Raw genomic sequence first — 15,017 nt, forward strand, 5'->3', positions numbered from 1 at the left:
GCGTGCAAAGAATGCTTGAAAGGTCACAATCATTGACCTATAATACGGCAAATCGCAGCGCCGTCTGGGAGGACTGCATGGGTATTGCGCACATCTCGCTTCAAGATCGTTTCGACCTCGAAAAATCGCCTGTTCTGCTGAATGGCACGCAGGCGCTGGTGCGTCTGGTGCTGATGCAGAAACGGCGCGATCGCCGGGCCGGGCTGAACACGGCCGGATTTGTCACCGGCTATCGCGGCTCGCCTCTGGGCGCGGTTGATCTGCAGATGGCCAAGGCGGAAAAGCTGTTGCAGGCCTCCGATATCCTGTTTCAGCCGGGCCAGAACGAAGACCTTGCCGCCACCGCGCTCTGGGGGTCGCAACAGGCCGAACTGCGCGGCGAAGGCAAATATGACGGCGTCTTTGGTCTTTGGTATGGCAAGGGGCCGGGGGTTGATCGCAGCGGTGATGTGATGCGCCATGTCAATATGGCGGGCACCTCGCGCCATGGCGGCGTGCTGATGGCGATGGGGGACGATCACACTGGCGAAAGCTCGACCGTGTGCCACCAATCCGATTGGGCGCTGGTCGATGTGCATATGCCGGTGCTGTCGCCCGCAGGCGTGCAGGAGATCCTCGATTACGGGGCCTATGGCATCGCACTGAGCCGCTTTGCCGGGGTCTGGGTTGGCCTCAAGACGATGAAGGACACGGTCGAGGCCACATCCGTTGTCGATGGCCGCCCGGATCGGATGTCATTTGTGACGCCGGATTTCGACATGCCCGAGGGCGGGCTGAATATCCGGCTGGGCGATCACTGGATCGCGCAAGAGGAACGCCTGCTGGCCCATAAACGCTTTGCCGCCGAGGCGTTTTCACATGCCAATGGCATGGACAAGCGGATTTTGGGCAAGCCCGGTGCCAAGATCGGATTTGTCGCGGCGGGCAAGAACTGGCTTGATCTGGTGCATGCGCTGGAACTGCTGGGCATTGGCGAGGAAGAGGCCGAAAGGCTTGGCGTGACCACCTATAAGGTCGGGCAGACCTGGCCGCTGGACATGAAGGGTTTTCACGATTGGGCCGAAGGGCTGGATCTGATCGTGGTGATCGAGGAAAAGCGCAAGCTGATCGAAGTCCAGGTCAAGGAGGCGATTTTCGATGATCGTCAGGGCCGCCGGGTTTACGGGTTCAAGAAGGGCGACGAGGTTCTGTTTCCCACCCATTTTGCGCTGGACCCGAATGATATCGCCGTGAAACTGGGCGAGATCCTGATCGAGGAGGGGCGCAGCACGGATCGGATCACTGCGGGCATTGCCAAGGTGCGCGATGCGATGCGCGCCGATAACGCGCAGGAACTGGCAACGCGGCTGCCATGGTTCTGTTCGGGCTGCCCGCATAATTCATCGACCAAAGTGCCCGAAGATGCGCGCGCCGGGGCCGGGATTGGCTGTCACTTCATGGCCAAATGGATGGACCGCAACACCGAGGCCTATACCCATATGGGCGGCGAAGGGGCAAACTGGATGGGCGAGGCCCCGTTTTCGACCCGGCATCATATGTTTCAGAATCTGGGCGAGGGCACCTATAATCATTCCGGCATCATGGCCATTCGGGCGGCGCTGGCGGCGGGCACCAACATCACCTACAAGATTCTGTTCAATGATGCCGTCGCCATGACCGGCGGTCAGCAAAATGAGGGCGACCTGAGCCCCGAACGCATCGCGCATGAGATCAAGGCGATGGGCGTGGAGCATATCGCCTTGGTCTATGATCCCAAGGAAGAGATTGATTTTGCAGGTTTCCCCAAGGGGCTGGAACGTCATACCCGTGATCAGCTGATGCCGGTGCAGGAACGGTTCCAGAAGATCGAGGGTGTCAGCGCCATCATCTATGTGCAGACCTGTGCCGCCGAAAAGCGCCGTCGCCGCAAGCGCGGGCTGTTTCCCGACCCCGACAAGCGCGTCTTCATCAACCCCGATATCTGCGAGGGCTGCGGCGATTGCGGGGTGCAGTCGAATTGCGTCTCCATCGTGCCGCTGGAGACCGAACTGGGGCGCAAGCGGGCAATTGATCAATCATCGTGCAACAAGGATTTTTCCTGCGTCAACGGGTTCTGCCCGTCTTTCGTGACCGTCTCGGGCGGCAAGATCCGCAAGGAGGCCTCGGCCGCGGTTGATATTGGTGATCTTCGCGCGCCGGACCTGCCGATGATCAACGGCACCCATAATATCGTGATCACCGGTGTCGGCGGCACCGGTGTGGTGACCATCGGCGCGGTGCTGGCGCAGGCGGCGCAGCTGGATGGCAAGGGGGCCGGCATGATCGAGATGGCGGGGCTGGCGCAAAAGGGTGGCGCGGTTCACATCCATCTGCGCCTGGCCGAGACGCCCGAGGATATCAGCGCCATTCGGGTGGCCGTGGGCGAGGCCGATGCCGTGATTGGCGGTGATCTGGTGGTGACGGCGGGGGCGAAAACGCTGGGCCTGATGACGACCGGGCGCACGAAGGCGGTGGTCAATGCGCATGAGATCATCACCGGTGACTTTACCCACGATACCGAATTTCGTATTCCGGTGAAGGATTTGGAGATTGCTCTTCAAGCGCGTCTTGGGGATGGCGTGGCGTTTTTTGATGCCTCGGAACTGGCCCGCGCACTGATCGGCGATTCGATCTTTTCGAACATGATGATCCTGGGGGCAAGCTGGCAGATGGGGCTGGTGCCGCTGTCTGAAGCGGCGATTTTGCGGGCCATTGAACTGAACGGGGCGGCACCTGCGCGCAACAAGGAGGCGTTTGCGCTGGGAAGGTGGGCGGTGCTGAATCCGGAGGAGGCCGGGCGGATCGGCACCGCGCAGGTGATTGCCTTGCCAAAAAGCCTGGAGGAGCGGATTGCCTATCGCGCCAGCCATCTGGTGGCCTATCAAAGCGCCCGGCTGGCACGGAAATACCGCCGCCTGGTCGATAGCGTGGATGATCCCGGCCTGCGCGAGGCGGTGGCTTTGGGATACCATAAGCTATTGGCTTACAAGGATGAATATGAAGTTGCGCGGCTGCATCTGGAGACCGAGGCCAAGGCGCGCGCGCTGTTTGAGGGCGATCTGCGGCTGACCTATCACCTGGCCCCGCCGCTATTGCCTGGTCGCGATGCGGCGGGCCGTCCGAAAAAGCGCGCCTTCGGGCCCTGGATTGGCGGGCTATACAGGGTTCTGGCGCGGATGAAGTGGCTGCGCGGCACACCGTTGGATCTGTTCGGTTATTCGGCGGAGCGGCGCATGGAGCGCCGTTTGATCAAGGAGTATGAGCGCGATATGGGCGAGCTGCTGCGCGATGTAACGCCCGAGACGCTGAGCCTGGCGATGGAGCTGGCCGGGCTGCCGCGCCAGATCCGCGGGTTTGGCCCGGTCAAGATGGCCAATGCGGCGGCGGCAGCTGCGCGGCGATCAGAGCTGCTGGCGGCGTTCCGGGCCGGTGGTCCAGCGGTGGCGACCGCGGCGGAGTGAGTGGCATTCAACCAGATTGAGGCGCTGGCGCGCCGCTGGTTTTTTGGTCCTGGTGGCGCGGCAATATGCCGGATTTGGGGCAGCGCATCCCGCGCGGGCAGGTTTTTGAGTATTTGGACAAAGAAGAAGATCAGGCCTTGCGGATGAAATAGGCGGTGGCCTGTTGGTGGGGCTGGTCGCCCAGGAAGGCGTGGCCCTGCTCAGTGCAGAAATGCGGCACGTCGATGGCGGCGGCAGGATCATCGGCCAGCAGGCAGGCGATCTGGCCCGATTGCAGCTGGCTCAGGCGTTTGCGCAGCCGCAGGACGGGCAGGGGGCACAGAAGGCCGATGGCGTCGATGGTGAGATCTGCGATCATGGCGGGCATTTAGGCAGGCGGTGGGTCGTTGTCTATCGGATTTTGGCCGCGCGCGGGGCGGAGTTCGCCATAGCCTTGCCCAGATTATCCGCTAACCTGAGCCCATGGATGGGCAGGGCAGCGATATATGACCGACAACTCTCAGCAGGTGCGCGCGCGTCGGGTGCTTTATATTCCCGGCTTTGATCCTGTGCCGGCGCGCAAATACCGCGAGCGGTATCGGCGCGAGGCGGGCCAGCAGGCGGCGATCTCGGGTTATGAGATTTCGCTGTCGAAACAGGCGATCGAGGGGCCGTTTGGCTGGCATGTCGAGACCGAGATTGAGGGCCAGCACACGCGCGCCGATATCGAGGTTCTGATCTGGTCCGATATCGTCAAGGACAGCATCTCCCATGGCATTGCCGCGACCTATTGGCAGCTTTTGCGCACCGCCTGGGCCTATATCGGGTCGGGCGCGCTGTTTCGTCTGTTTCGGTTGCGCAAGGGGCCGGTGATTGCGGCGCTTTATCCGGTGGTGTTTCTGCTCGGCCAACTTGTGATCGCGCTTTTGGCCGGGGCGGGGGTGGCGGTGCTGATCGCCTGGTTGGGGGCGGTTCTGACCGGGGTGCCGCTGAGCGTGTTCGGGATGATTGTGGGCGGGTTGACCGTCTGGGCGGTGCTGGCGCTGTTCAAACGCCATGACGGCAAGGTGCTGGCCTATTATCTGATGCATGATTACGCCTTTACGGCCCGCCATGGCGGGGCCAATCCGCCGGCGTTGGAGGCCCGGCTGGAGGAATTCAAGACCCGCGTCATCGAGGCCATGGCCTCAGATGCCGACGAAGTTCTGATCGTGGGTCACAGTTCGGGCGCGCATCTGGCGGTGAATGTGCTGGCCGATCTGATGCGCCAGCGGCGCTTGCCGGTGGCCGGGCCGGCGTTGTCCTTTCTGTCGCTTGGTCAGGTGATGCCGATGGTGTCGTTCCTGCCCAAGGCGCGGAAATTGCGCGGCGATCTGGAATATCTGTGCCAACGCAGCGAACTGACCTGGGTCGATGTTTCTGCGCCCGGTGATGGCTGTGCCTTTGCGCTGTGTGATCCGGTCAGCGTCTCAGGGGTGGCCCCTGAGACCGGCAAGCGCTGGCCGCTGGTGATCTCGGCGGCGTTTTCGCAGACCTTGTCACCTGCGAAATGGAAGGCGCTGCGCTGGCGGCTTTTCGAGCTGCATTTTCAGTATCTCAATGCGTTTGATCGGCCGGGCAGCTATGATTATTTCCAGATCACCGCCGGGCCGCTAACGCTGGCCGCGCGCTTTGCCGGCCGGGCCCCGTCGAAAAGCCGCATTGAACGCGCGGTCAACCGGTATACGGATAGGTGAATGATACCGCCCAAGCCGCCATCCCGCCCTGATCGTGTCTCGCTGTTGCGCTATCTCAGGCTGTTCCGGCAGGATATTCTGTCGGCGCAACCGGCGCGGCTCTATCATGCCTGGATGGCTGAGTTCCGCACGCCGTTTTTCCGCAGCTATATGGTGAATGATCCGACGCTGATAAATCTGGTGCTGAAGGAACGCCCGGATGATTTTCCGAAATCCGACCGGATCGGCGAAGGGCTGCGGCCGCTATTGGGGGACTCGGTGTTCCTGACCAATGGCGAGACCTGGAAGCGTCAGCGCCGCATCATCGACCCGGCATTTGAAGGCGGCCGGCTGCGCGATACTTTTCCGGCGATGTGGGCGGCATCTGAAGCGGCCTGTGCGCGGATGGGGCAGGGCCCGGTCGAGGTAGAGGCGGCGATGAGCCATGCCGCCGCAGATGTGATTTTCCGCACGCTGTTTTCGATCCCGATCGAGCATGAGATTGCCGCCGAGGTCTTTACCCAGTTTCGTGACTACCAGCGCTCGCAGCCGATCTTGAACCTGGCCGCCTTTCTGCCGCTGCCAAAGTTTATGCCGCGCGGGCATCGCCGGGTGACCCGGGCCACCGCGCGCGCCATTCGGGGGCTGATCACCCGGTTGACCGCGGAACGGATGGCAGAAATCAAGGCGGGCACTGCGCCCGACGATCTGGCGACCAAGATCATGACGACGCCGGACCCCGAGACCGGGCAGTGTTTCAGCGCCGATGAAATGGTCGATCAGGTGGCGATTTTCTTTTTGGCGGGGCATGAAACCAGCGCCTCGGCCCTGGCCTGGACGCTTTATCTGTTGGCAACCAACCCGCAATGGCAGGACAAGGTGGCGCGCGAGGCGGCGGTGTTGGAAACCTGCGATTTTTCGGTCATGTCGAAGCTGCGGATCAGCCGCGATGTATTCCGCGAGGCGTTGCGGCTTTATCCACCAGTGCCGATGATGGTGCGCCAGACCACCCGCCCGGAAGTGTTTCGCAAGCGCGATGTAAAGCCCGGCGCGCAGGTGGTGCTGTCACCCTGGCATCTGCATCGCCATGACCGGTTTTGGGACAATCCCGATGGTTTTGACCCCGCCCGTTGGGGCACCGAGAACGGGCGCGCCTGCATGCGCAAGGCCTATATGCCGTTTTCCAGCGGTCCGCGGGTTTGCACCGGGGCGGGGTTTGCCATGGTCGAGGGGCCGCTCTTGCTGTCGATGCTGGTCAAACATTTCCGCTTTGATGCGATCGCGGGCAAGGTGCCGGTGCCGGTGGCGCATCTGACGGTGCGGGCCAGGGACGGCATTCACCTGATGGTCAGCCCGCGTCAGGACGCCTCGAGCGCCTGAATGATGGGCAGGAAATCATCCGCTTTCAGAGAGGCCCCACCAACCAGCGCGCCGTTCACATGTGGCACGGCAAAGATTTCCTCCGCATTCGCGCCTTTGACCGACCCGCCATAAAGCAAGGTGATCTCATCGCCGGTCCCGGCCCCGTAGCGGGTGCAAAGATTGGCGCGGATCATGGTGTGAACTTCGCCGATCTGCTCCAGCGTGGGCACCCGGCCGGTGCCGATGGCCCAGACCGGTTCATAGGCAACCACCAGCGTGGCCGGCGTGATGGCGTCGGGCAGGGATCCGGCCAGTTGGCCTTCGATGACGCTCAGGGTATCGCCGGCGTCGCGCTCAGCCCCGGTTTCGCCGACGCAGACGATTGCGATCAGCCCGGCGGAAATGGCGGCCTCGGCCTTGGATCGCACGTCAGCGTTGCTTTCGCCATGATCGGCGCGGCGCTCGGAATGGCCCAGAATGACATGGCCCGCCCCGGCATCGGCCAGCATGGCGGCGGATATGTCGCCGGTATGCGCACCCGAGGCCTGCGGGTGGCAATCCTGACCACCGGTGGCAATCGGGCCCGCGGCCAGAATGTCCGACAGGCGCGATAGCAGCGTCGCGGGCGGGCAGATCAGGACCGAAACGCCGGGATCGGGGCAGGCGGCTGCCAGGGCGCGGGCCTGGGCCAGCGCGGCGGTGGTTCCGTTCATCTTCCAGTTTCCGGCGGCGAGTTTTCCGGGCATTGCGGCGGCTCCTGTCACGTCTGTTTCAGTGACCCTTGCCATAGCGCGATTTTGACGGCTTCAAAAGGGGGACGTTATGGCGTATTTCACTGACGGCCCCGGTTCCGCGCACAAGGTGCCAGACCCAAATCACGCGCAAGGTATTTGACCAGTATGACTGATATTCCCCGTATTGACGCCGCCGCATTGACCGATCCCGGCCATTGGGACCACACAAGATCGATGGAATTGCTGACCAGAGCCGCCACCGAACTGGGGTTTCTGACGCTTTTCAATACGCCCATTTCGGCCACTGAGGTTCAGGCGCTGATCACGCAATACCGGCTTTTTTTCCATCAGCCCATGGATGTGAAGGCGGCGGTTGACATGGGCCGCACCGGGGCCAATCGCGGCTGGGGCGCGGCGCAGTCCGAACAGGTCGATCCCGACGCCAACCCCGACTACAAGGAAGTGTTTGATTGTGGTCTGGACCTGCCCGAGGGCGACCCGCACAGGGCGCTGCCGGTTTATGCGCCAAATCAATGGCCGGAGGCACCCGCGGGTTTCCGCGATGCGGTGCTGGCCTATTACACCAAATCAACCGGCTTTGCGCTGAAACTGCTCTTGGCCATCGCCAGATCCATCGAGGCGCCTGCCGATTTCTTTGACACCAAGTTTACCCGGCCGATGGCGCTCTTGCGGGGCAATTATTACCCGGCGCGGCCCGATTGGGCGGGCGACAAGGATTTCGGCATTGCCGCGCATACCGATTATGGCTGCCTGACGCTGTTGGCCACCGATGGCGCGCCGGGGCTGGAGGTGCAGGACCGCGATGGCAATTGGCAGGCGGTGCAGGCCCCGGTGGGGGAATTTGTGGTCAATTTCGGCGAGATGCTGGAGATGTGGAGCGCCGGGCGGATCATCGCCACGCCGCACCGGGTGCGCGGCACGCAGGCGGAACGGATTTCAATCCCGCTGTTTTTCAACCCGAATTTCGAGACCAATGTGGCCCCGATGGGGTCAGATACAGTTGTATTGGCCGGGCTGCATCTGATGCGCCGGTTCGAACAGACCTATCTGCATTTGAAAAACACCTGAAGCACGTCTCGCAATAGTTGCGACAGGGCACATCGCCGGGCGCGTTGAAATCTTCGATTTCAGGCAGCGTCGCCTGTGTCAGGTTTTCTGAGAAGTGTTCTGGGCGCGTGCTCGGCCTCAAGCTCGGCGACATCCTTGAACTTGATCGATTCGCCGCAGCCACAGGCATCCGAGACATTGGGGTTGCGAAACCGGAACCCGGCCTCAAGCAGCGAAACCTCATAGTCGATTTCGGTGCCGAACAGGAACATCTGCGCCATCGGTGCGATCATCACGCGGGCCCCGTCCTGTTCCACGATCTCATCATGCGGGTCGATCTCGTTGACCGTGTCCATGGTGTATTCCATGCCGGCACAGCCGCCCTTCTTGACGCCGATGCGCAAGCCTTTCGTGTCGCCCCTGGCCATCAGCCGGGTGATCTGGTCCGCGGCGCGCGGGGTCATGGTGACGGCCTGTTTGCCGGGAATGCCGAACATGGGTTCTAGTCCTTTGTCACGTTGCCTTTGATGTAGGTCAGGCGCGGCGAAATCTCAAGCGTTGCGTATCATCTGAAACAGGCTCTGCGTGCCATAGGCCACTGCCAGCGCCCATCCGATCGAGGCCAGCGTGCCGATGATAACATATTCCGCCATCTTGCGGCTTTCATTGGCGGTGCCGACACGCAGAAAGGATTTTGCGGCAATCAGCAGGCCGACAGCGGTGGCCTGGCCGGCCAGCACAAAGATGAAGGTCAGCCCGCGTTCCATCAGGCCAATCAGCGCGCCGCCATTTGGCAACCCGTCTTCCTCGTGGATATCAGAGGCAAAGGGGGCCATCAGCTTGCCGACCAGAAACTGCCCCATCCGGGTGGCCAGGGCTGCGCCCGCCAACAGGATCAGGGCCGGGGCGATATCGGCATGGATCTGTGGCCAGAGGCCGGCACCGAAACCCAGTGGCCAAAGTGCTGCGGTGATCAGGATCGAGACCCCATGCACCGCCTGATCGGTCAGGAAATGGGCCAGGCTCTGATTGCCGATGCGGGCTTTGACAAAGTCGATCTGCAGGTGGATCAGGGCGATGAAAACGGCGGGCCAAAGGGTGCCGCCAAGGGCCAGCAGGCTGAGGGAAAAAACGATGCCGGTGTGAAGAATCAGCGGCCCGAGGTCACGCTTGTTTTCCGCCATCCATTTGGTCTGAAAGATGAAATCAGCCAGCGCATGGGCGGCGAGAAGGGCTGCGATAGTCTCTAGCATCGGGCTTGCTCCGCGTGGTCTTCCCAATATTTGACGGCCCGGCGCAGGGCTTGCGCGCCGCCCCCTTTGATACGGGAATGGACAGCCTGGGTCGAGATGCCAAGGGCTTCGGAAATTTCCTTCAATGTGGGATCGGTCGGGTCCAGATAGAGGGCCGCGGCTTCGGCCTGTTCCGGGGTCCAGCGGCTGATGTGGTCTTCGACCAAAGTGACTACCGCGCGATGCAATCTGGTCGCGGTTGCCCCGCCGACAATGAACCGATCGGTCTTGTTCATAGCGTCGAGCTGTTGGCCGGAAATATTGAAGGCTGGCCCGTTTGCCGCAGACAGGTCTGGCCCGGCAATATGGTCAATGCCGTCCAGCCCGATAGAGATGCGGGTCTGCGGCAGATCCCTGTCCGATCGCAGGCTGGCAAATATCATGAGAGAAGAACGCAGGGCATAGCGTTGATTTTGAACAATGAATTGCCACCCATCACCACGAATACGAGTGAAATATCCGCGGCCGTTATCGGCCCAATTCTCGACGCGTTCAAGCGCCGATTCAATACGTTGCATGGCCAAGCCGGTTGCGATGGGGCCTGCTATGGACGAATCGACCAGATCGCCTGTCAGGACTGCGGCGGAAGGGGTGGCTTCGATCATGTATCAAGCCATAAGGCCTGATAATCATTAAATCAAGTTAAATGGCTTGAAAATGAAAAGTTCAAGCCAAAAGGCTTGATAAGCTACATGAACCCTAGCTCAAGCCGCGCCTCGTCCGACATCATATCCATGCCCCAGGGCGGTTCCCAGACCAGCTCCACATTCACCGTCTTCACGCCCCCCAAGGGGCCAACGGCATCGGCCACCCAACCCGGCATCTCGCCGGCCACCGGACAGCCGGGCGCGGTCAGCGACATCAGGATCTCGACCTCGTTCTCGGGGCTGATCTCGACCGTGTAGATCAGGCCCAGATCATAGATATTGACCGGGATTTCAGGGTCATAGACGGAACGACAGGCCTCGATGACAGTGTCATAAAGCGGGTGATCGGTGGAGGATGGCTTGATCAGCGGGGTGCCTTCAAGCTGCTCTTGCGATTGGGTCATGGGAGATGTCCAGGCTATAGTTGACCAAAGATATAGGGTTTGTCGGCGCGGGCGTCCAGCCCATGCGTCTGATACGGGCACGAAAACCGGGCCGCTTTCGCGAGTTTCCCTGACCTGTCGCTTTGCGAGTTGTTGCCCTGTCTCTTTCCATCCCGGCAGATTCGCCTATGAACGGGGCGCGCGCCAATCAGGACAAGGCCCCGATATGACCACCCCGTTTTCGTTTTCGCTGAACGCCACATCAGGCCGGGCCCGCAGCGGCGTGATCACCACCCCGCGCGGCGTCATTCGCACGCCCGCCTTCATGCCGGTGGGCACGGCGGCGACGGTCAAGGCGATGCTGCCCGAAAGCGTGGCGGCCACGGGGGCCGATATCCTGCTTGGCAATACCTATCATCTGATGCTGCGCCCGGGGGCCGAACGCATCGACCGGTTGGGGGGGCTGCACCGGTTCATGAACTGGCAGGGGCCGATATTGACCGATAGCGGCGGGTTTCAGGTGATGAGCCTGGCCGATCTGCGCAAACTGACCGAAGAAGGCGTGACATTTCGCAGCCATATCGACGGGTCGCGCCATATGCTCAGCCCGGAAACCTCGATGCAGATCCAGCGGCTTCTGGGGTCTGACATCGTGATGTGTTTCGACGAATGCCCGGCGCTGCCCGCCGACCGGACAAAGATCGCCGAAAGCATGCAATTGTCGATGCGATGGGCCGCGCGCAGCCGGGAAGCGTTCGGCGACCGGCCGGGGCATGCGCTGTTTGGCATTCAGCAGGGCGGTCTTGAACGCGACCTGCGCGGCGAAAGCGCCGAGGCCCTGCGCGCAATCGGCTTTGAGGGCTATGCGATTGGTGGTCTGGCGGTGGGCGAGGGGCAGGCGGCGATGTTTGCCTGCCTCGATTATGCGCCCGACATGCTGCCAAAGGACAAACCGCGCTACCTGATGGGCGTGGGCAAGCCCGATGATATCGTCGGTGCCGTCAAACGCGGTATCGACATGATGGATTGCGTGCTGCCGTCGCGCTCGGGCCGCACCGGGCAAATATTTACCCGCCGCGGTGTCGTGAACATCAAGAACGCCCGCCACGCCGATGATCCGCGCCCGTTGGATGCGGATTGCACTTGTCCGGCCTGTTGCAATTATTCCCGCGCCTATCTGCACCATGTGTTCCGGTCGCAGGAGATTATCAGCTCGATGCTGCTGACATGGCACAACCTGCATTATTATCAGGAGCTTATGGGCCAGATGCGGGCGGCGATTGCGCAGGATGATTTTGCCGGTTTCGAGGCGCGGTTCCATGCGAAAAGGGCACAGGGCGATATCGAGCCGCGATAACGCCCCGATGCCCGGCAACATTCACCATCCCCGCGATCGCGCCTTGCCCCGGCGCGCGCCCGGGTGCAAACTGACGATCAACGAGAAAGCAGTTGAAACATCGGTGCAGCGCCCCCAGATTTAGGTATCCTGAACCGGAGTGGGCCCAAGGATTGCTGCACAATGCGGGATCTGCGCCCTCTTGCCAAAGCACAAGGAAGGCATAATGCCAGACCAGACCATCACTTATCCTGTCCTGCCGCTGCGCGATGTCGTGGTGTTTCCGCATATGATCGTGCCACTTTTCGTGGGCCGTGAAAAATCGGTCCGCGCGCTGGAAGAGGTCATGCAGGATGACAGGCAAATTCTGCTGTCGAGCCAGATTGACCCAAGTGTGGACGATCCCGAAGCTGACGGCATCTATCGCACCGGGGTTCTGGCCAATGTGCTGCAGCTTCTGAAATTGCCCGATGGCACCGTAAAAGTGCTGGTCGAGGGGCGCGCCCGGGTGCAGATCACCGGATTTGTCGAGAACGCGGATTTCTTCGAGGCTTCGGCCGAAGATCTGCCCGAAATTGATGGCGACCCCGAGGCCATTCAGGCGCTTTTGGGAACTGTTGCCGACGAATTTGAACGCTATTCCAAGATCAAGAAGAACATCCCCGAAGAGGCGCTGACCTCGGTTGCGGAATCGACCGAAGCGGCCAAGCTGGCCGATCTGGTTTCAGGCCATCTGGGCATCGAGGTGGACCAGAAACAGGATCTGCTGGAAACGCTGAATGTCGCGGAGCGGCTTGAGAAGGTCTATGGCCTGATGCAGAGCGAGCTGAGCGTCATGAAGGTCGAGAGGAAGATCAAGACGCGGGTCAAATCCCAGATGGAGCGCACGCAGCGCGAATATTATCTGAATGAGCAGATGAAGGCCATTCAGAAGGAGCTTGGCGATGGCGAGGACGGGGCCAATGAGGTCGCCGAACTGGAGGCCCGCATTGCCGACACCAAGCTGAGCCGCGAGGCCCGCGAAAAGGCCGAAGGCGAGATCAAGAAGCTGAAATCAATGTCGCCGATGTCGGCTGAGGCCACGGTTGTGCGCAATTACCTGGACTGGATGCTGTCGATCCCGTGGGGCGTGAAATCGCGCGTCAAGAAAGACCTGGCCCGGGCTGAAAAGATTCTGGATGACGATCATTACGGGCTGGAAAAGGTCAAGGAACGCATCGTTGAATATCTGGCCGTGCAGCAGCGCAGCGCCAAGCTGAAAGGCCCGATCCTGTGCCTTGTCGGCCCGCCGGGTGTGGGCAAGACCAGCCTCGGCAAATCGGTGGCACGGGCGACGGGGCGCGAGTTTATCCGCATCAGCCTGGGCGGGGTGCGCGACGAATCCGAGATCCGTGGCCATCGGCGCACCTATATCGGCTCGATGCCCGGCAAGATCATCCAGGCGCTGAAAAAGGCCAAGACGACCAATCCGCTGATCCTGCTCGACGAGATCGACAAGATGGGCCAGGATTTCCGCGGCGATCCGGCCAGCGCCATGCTGGAAGTGCTTGATCCGGAACAGAACTCGGCCTTTGTCGATCACTATCTTGAGGTCGAATATGACCTGTCCAATGTGATGTTCCTGACCACGGCGAACACCTATAACATGCCAAGCCCGCTGCTGGACCGGATGGAGATCATCCCGCTGGCCGGCTATACCGAGGATGAAAAACACGAAATTGCGCGCCAGCACCTGATTGCCAAGCAGATCAAGAACCATGGGCTGAAAGCGGATGAGTTTTCAATCTCGGATGCGGCCCTGACCGAGATGATCCGCACCTATACCCGTGAGGCGGGGGTGCGAAATCTGGAGCGTGAGATCGCCAAACTGGCCCGCAAGGCGGTGACCATGATCGTCAAGAAAGAGGTCACCCGGGTCGATGTCACCCCCGAAAACCTGGAAAGCATGTTGGGGGTCAAGCGCTTCAAATATGGTCTGGCCGAAAAGGATGATCAGATCGGCGTTGTGACGGGCCTGGCCTGGACATCGGTCGGCGGTGATCTGTTGTCGATCGAGGCGCTGCGCCTGCCCGGCAAGGGCCGGATGAAGACCACCGGCAAACTTGGCGATGTGATGAAGGAAAGCATCGACGCGGCCAGCTCTTTCGTGCGCTCGATCAGCCCCGATATCGGGGTCAAGCCGCCCACATTCGACAAGATCGACATCCATGTGCACGTGCCCGAAGGCGGGACCCCCAAGGATGGCCCCTCTGCCGGCGTGGCGATGGTGACCTCGATCGTGTCGGTGCTGACCCAGATCCCGGTGCGCAAGGATATTGCGATGACGGGCGAGGTGACGCTGCGCGGCAATGTGCTGCCGATCGGCGGCTTGAAGGAGAAACTGCTGGCGGCGTTGCGCGGCGGTGTCAAAACCGTGTTGATCCCGGCAGACAATGAAAAGGATCTGCCCGAGATCCCCGATAACGTGAAAGCGGGGATGGAGATCATCCCGGTCTCGAATGTGCGTGAGGTTCTGGCTCTTGCCCTGGTCCGTGCCCCTGAACCCATCGAATGGGACGAGGAGGCCGAGGAAGCGGCAGCGGCGCAGCGGCTGGAGGCCTCAGGCCGCGGGGCTGCGGCCACGGCCCATTGATCGCCCGCTGACGGTTTGAAACCTGCATGAACCCCGCCGCGCAAGTCATTGCACGGCGGGGTTTTTTGCAAAAATCATGAGGTCCAGCCAAGCATTTCCCGATGCCGGCTGGGACCGATGCTGCCGGTTTCAGGCCATTGTAGCACGTCGCGGAAAAACCTGCCCCCCTGACGCGGCCTGAAATCAAGGATTTCAACCTGTCAGGCGATGCACCCTGTCTCAGATAGTGCGGGAATTGCTTTATAGCGCGTCGCGCCAAATCGAATTCACCGGCCGACCCGAACGCATTCGATTGCGCGAACGCTGCCTCGGTCCGGCCGATGAATGCTCGAATCCGATCAGGCGCGACGCGCTCTAATTGAGGCCGTTATAGCCGCCGGTGCTGCTGCT

General features: G+C 61.4%; 12 protein-coding genes. 6 read left to right on the top strand and 6 right to left on the bottom strand.

Going from position 1 to position 15,017, the window contains the following annotated elements:
- Positions 1-77: 77 nt before the first annotated feature.
- Positions 78-3,479 carry an indolepyruvate ferredoxin oxidoreductase family protein gene (locus ACW8PS_RS07980; RefSeq protein ID WP_491526823.1) on the top strand — a complete coding sequence of 1,134 codons (3,402 nt, stop codon included), beginning with the start codon at positions 78-80 and terminating at the stop codon, positions 3,477-3,479.
- Between the two features lie 130 nt (positions 3,480-3,609).
- Here ACW8PS_RS07980 and ACW8PS_RS07985 read toward each other — a convergent pair whose 3' ends face one another.
- Complete coding sequence (locus tag ACW8PS_RS07985; protein ID WP_491526824.1) at positions 3,610-3,837, bottom strand: sulfurtransferase TusA family protein; 228 nt, start codon at positions 3,835-3,837, stop codon at positions 3,610-3,612.
- A gap of 127 nt (positions 3,838-3,964) precedes the next feature.
- Here ACW8PS_RS07985 and ACW8PS_RS07990 point away from each other — a divergent pair, with 127 nt between their 5' ends.
- Together ACW8PS_RS07990 and ACW8PS_RS07995 are read left to right on the top strand one after the other, a co-directional pair.
- Entirely contained in the window at positions 3,965-5,194 is a 1,230-nt protein-coding gene (locus ACW8PS_RS07990) for a hypothetical protein (RefSeq protein WP_491526825.1), read from the top strand.
- Positions 5,195-6,553, top strand: coding sequence for a cytochrome P450 (locus tag ACW8PS_RS07995; RefSeq protein ID WP_491526826.1), 1,359 nt, complete (start codon positions 5,195-5,197; stop codon positions 6,551-6,553). It abuts the gene before it with no gap.
- Here ACW8PS_RS07995 and tpiA read toward each other — a convergent pair.
- Positions 6,532-7,281: a triose-phosphate isomerase gene (gene tpiA / locus ACW8PS_RS08000; protein ID WP_491526827.1), complete on the bottom strand. Its 750-nt coding sequence runs from the start codon at positions 7,279-7,281 to the stop codon at positions 6,532-6,534. The two genes, ACW8PS_RS07995 and tpiA, sit on opposite strands and share 22 nt — an antisense overlap.
- A 153-nt stretch (positions 7,282-7,434) precedes the next feature.
- Here tpiA and ACW8PS_RS08005 point away from each other — a divergent pair, with 153 nt between their 5' ends.
- Positions 7,435-8,358 (top strand): isopenicillin N synthase family dioxygenase, encoded by a 924-nt coding sequence (locus ACW8PS_RS08005; protein ID WP_491526828.1) that lies wholly within the window; start codon positions 7,435-7,437, stop codon positions 8,356-8,358.
- Positions 8,359-8,417: 59 nt separating this feature from the next.
- Here ACW8PS_RS08005 and ACW8PS_RS08010 read toward each other — a convergent pair whose 3' ends face one another.
- The 4 genes from ACW8PS_RS08010 to ACW8PS_RS08025 all read right to left on the bottom strand — a co-directional run bounded on the left by ACW8PS_RS08010 (position 8,418) and on the right by ACW8PS_RS08025 (position 10,680).
- Entirely contained in the window at positions 8,418-8,834 is a 417-nt protein-coding gene (locus tag ACW8PS_RS08010) for a HesB/IscA family protein (RefSeq protein ID WP_491526829.1), read from the bottom strand.
- Between the two features lie 54 nt (positions 8,835-8,888).
- A complete protein-coding gene (locus ACW8PS_RS08015) occupies positions 8,889-9,590 on the bottom strand; it encodes a DUF3307 domain-containing protein (protein WP_491526830.1) in 702 nt (233 codons plus the stop codon).
- Positions 9,584-10,012, bottom strand: a complete 429-nt coding sequence (locus tag ACW8PS_RS08020; protein ID WP_491526831.1) for a hypothetical protein — start codon at positions 10,010-10,012, stop codon at positions 9,584-9,586. Before ACW8PS_RS08020 ends, ACW8PS_RS08015 begins: the two co-directional genes overlap by 7 nt.
- Positions 10,013-10,317: 305 nt before the next feature.
- A complete protein-coding gene (locus ACW8PS_RS08025; RefSeq protein WP_491526832.1) occupies positions 10,318-10,680 on the bottom strand; it encodes an SUF system Fe-S cluster assembly protein in 363 nt (120 codons plus the stop codon).
- 205 nt (positions 10,681-10,885) lie between these two features.
- On the opposite strand from ACW8PS_RS08025, the gene tgt reads away from it, so the two are divergent.
- Both tgt and lon read left to right on the top strand, forming a co-directional pair.
- A complete protein-coding gene (gene tgt, locus ACW8PS_RS08030; RefSeq protein ID WP_491526833.1) occupies positions 10,886-12,016 on the top strand; it encodes a tRNA guanosine(34) transglycosylase Tgt in 1,131 nt (376 codons plus the stop codon).
- Positions 12,017-12,221: 205 nt separating this feature from the next.
- Positions 12,222-14,627: an endopeptidase La gene (gene lon, locus ACW8PS_RS08035; RefSeq protein WP_491526834.1), complete on the top strand. Its 2,406-nt coding sequence runs from the start codon at positions 12,222-12,224 to the stop codon at positions 14,625-14,627.
- The last annotated feature ends 390 nt before the right edge of the window (positions 14,628-15,017 follow it).

It is taken from the genome of Alterinioella sp. (assembly GCF_058343375.1).

Bases quoted from the DNA above. Each gene is read 5' to 3' on its own strand.
- ACW8PS_RS07980 (WP_491526823.1), top strand. From the start codon at position 78: ATGGGTATTGCGCACATCTCGCTTCAAGATCGTTTCGACCTCGAAAAA.
- ACW8PS_RS07985 (WP_491526824.1), bottom strand. From the start codon at position 3,837: ATGATCGCAGATCTCACCATCGACGCCATCGGCCTTCTGTGCCCCCTG.
- ACW8PS_RS07990 (WP_491526825.1), top strand. From the start codon at position 3,965: ATGACCGACAACTCTCAGCAGGTGCGCGCGCGTCGGGTGCTTTATATT.
- ACW8PS_RS07995 (WP_491526826.1), top strand. From the start codon at position 5,195: ATGATACCGCCCAAGCCGCCATCCCGCCCTGATCGTGTCTCGCTGTTG.
- tpiA (WP_491526827.1), bottom strand. From the start codon at position 7,281: ATGCCCGGAAAACTCGCCGCCGGAAACTGGAAGATGAACGGAACCACC.
- ACW8PS_RS08005 (WP_491526828.1), top strand. From the start codon at position 7,435: ATGACTGATATTCCCCGTATTGACGCCGCCGCATTGACCGATCCCGGC.
- ACW8PS_RS08010 (WP_491526829.1), bottom strand. From the start codon at position 8,834: ATGTTCGGCATTCCCGGCAAACAGGCCGTCACCATGACCCCGCGCGCC.
- ACW8PS_RS08015 (WP_491526830.1), bottom strand. From the start codon at position 9,590: ATGCTAGAGACTATCGCAGCCCTTCTCGCCGCCCATGCGCTGGCTGAT.
- ACW8PS_RS08020 (WP_491526831.1), bottom strand. From the start codon at position 10,012: ATGATATTTGCCAGCCTGCGATCGGACAGGGATCTGCCGCAGACCCGC.
- ACW8PS_RS08025 (WP_491526832.1), bottom strand. From the start codon at position 10,680: ATGACCCAATCGCAAGAGCAGCTTGAAGGCACCCCGCTGATCAAGCCA.
- tgt (WP_491526833.1), top strand. From the start codon at position 10,886: ATGACCACCCCGTTTTCGTTTTCGCTGAACGCCACATCAGGCCGGGCC.
- lon (WP_491526834.1), top strand. From the start codon at position 12,222: ATGCCAGACCAGACCATCACTTATCCTGTCCTGCCGCTGCGCGATGTC.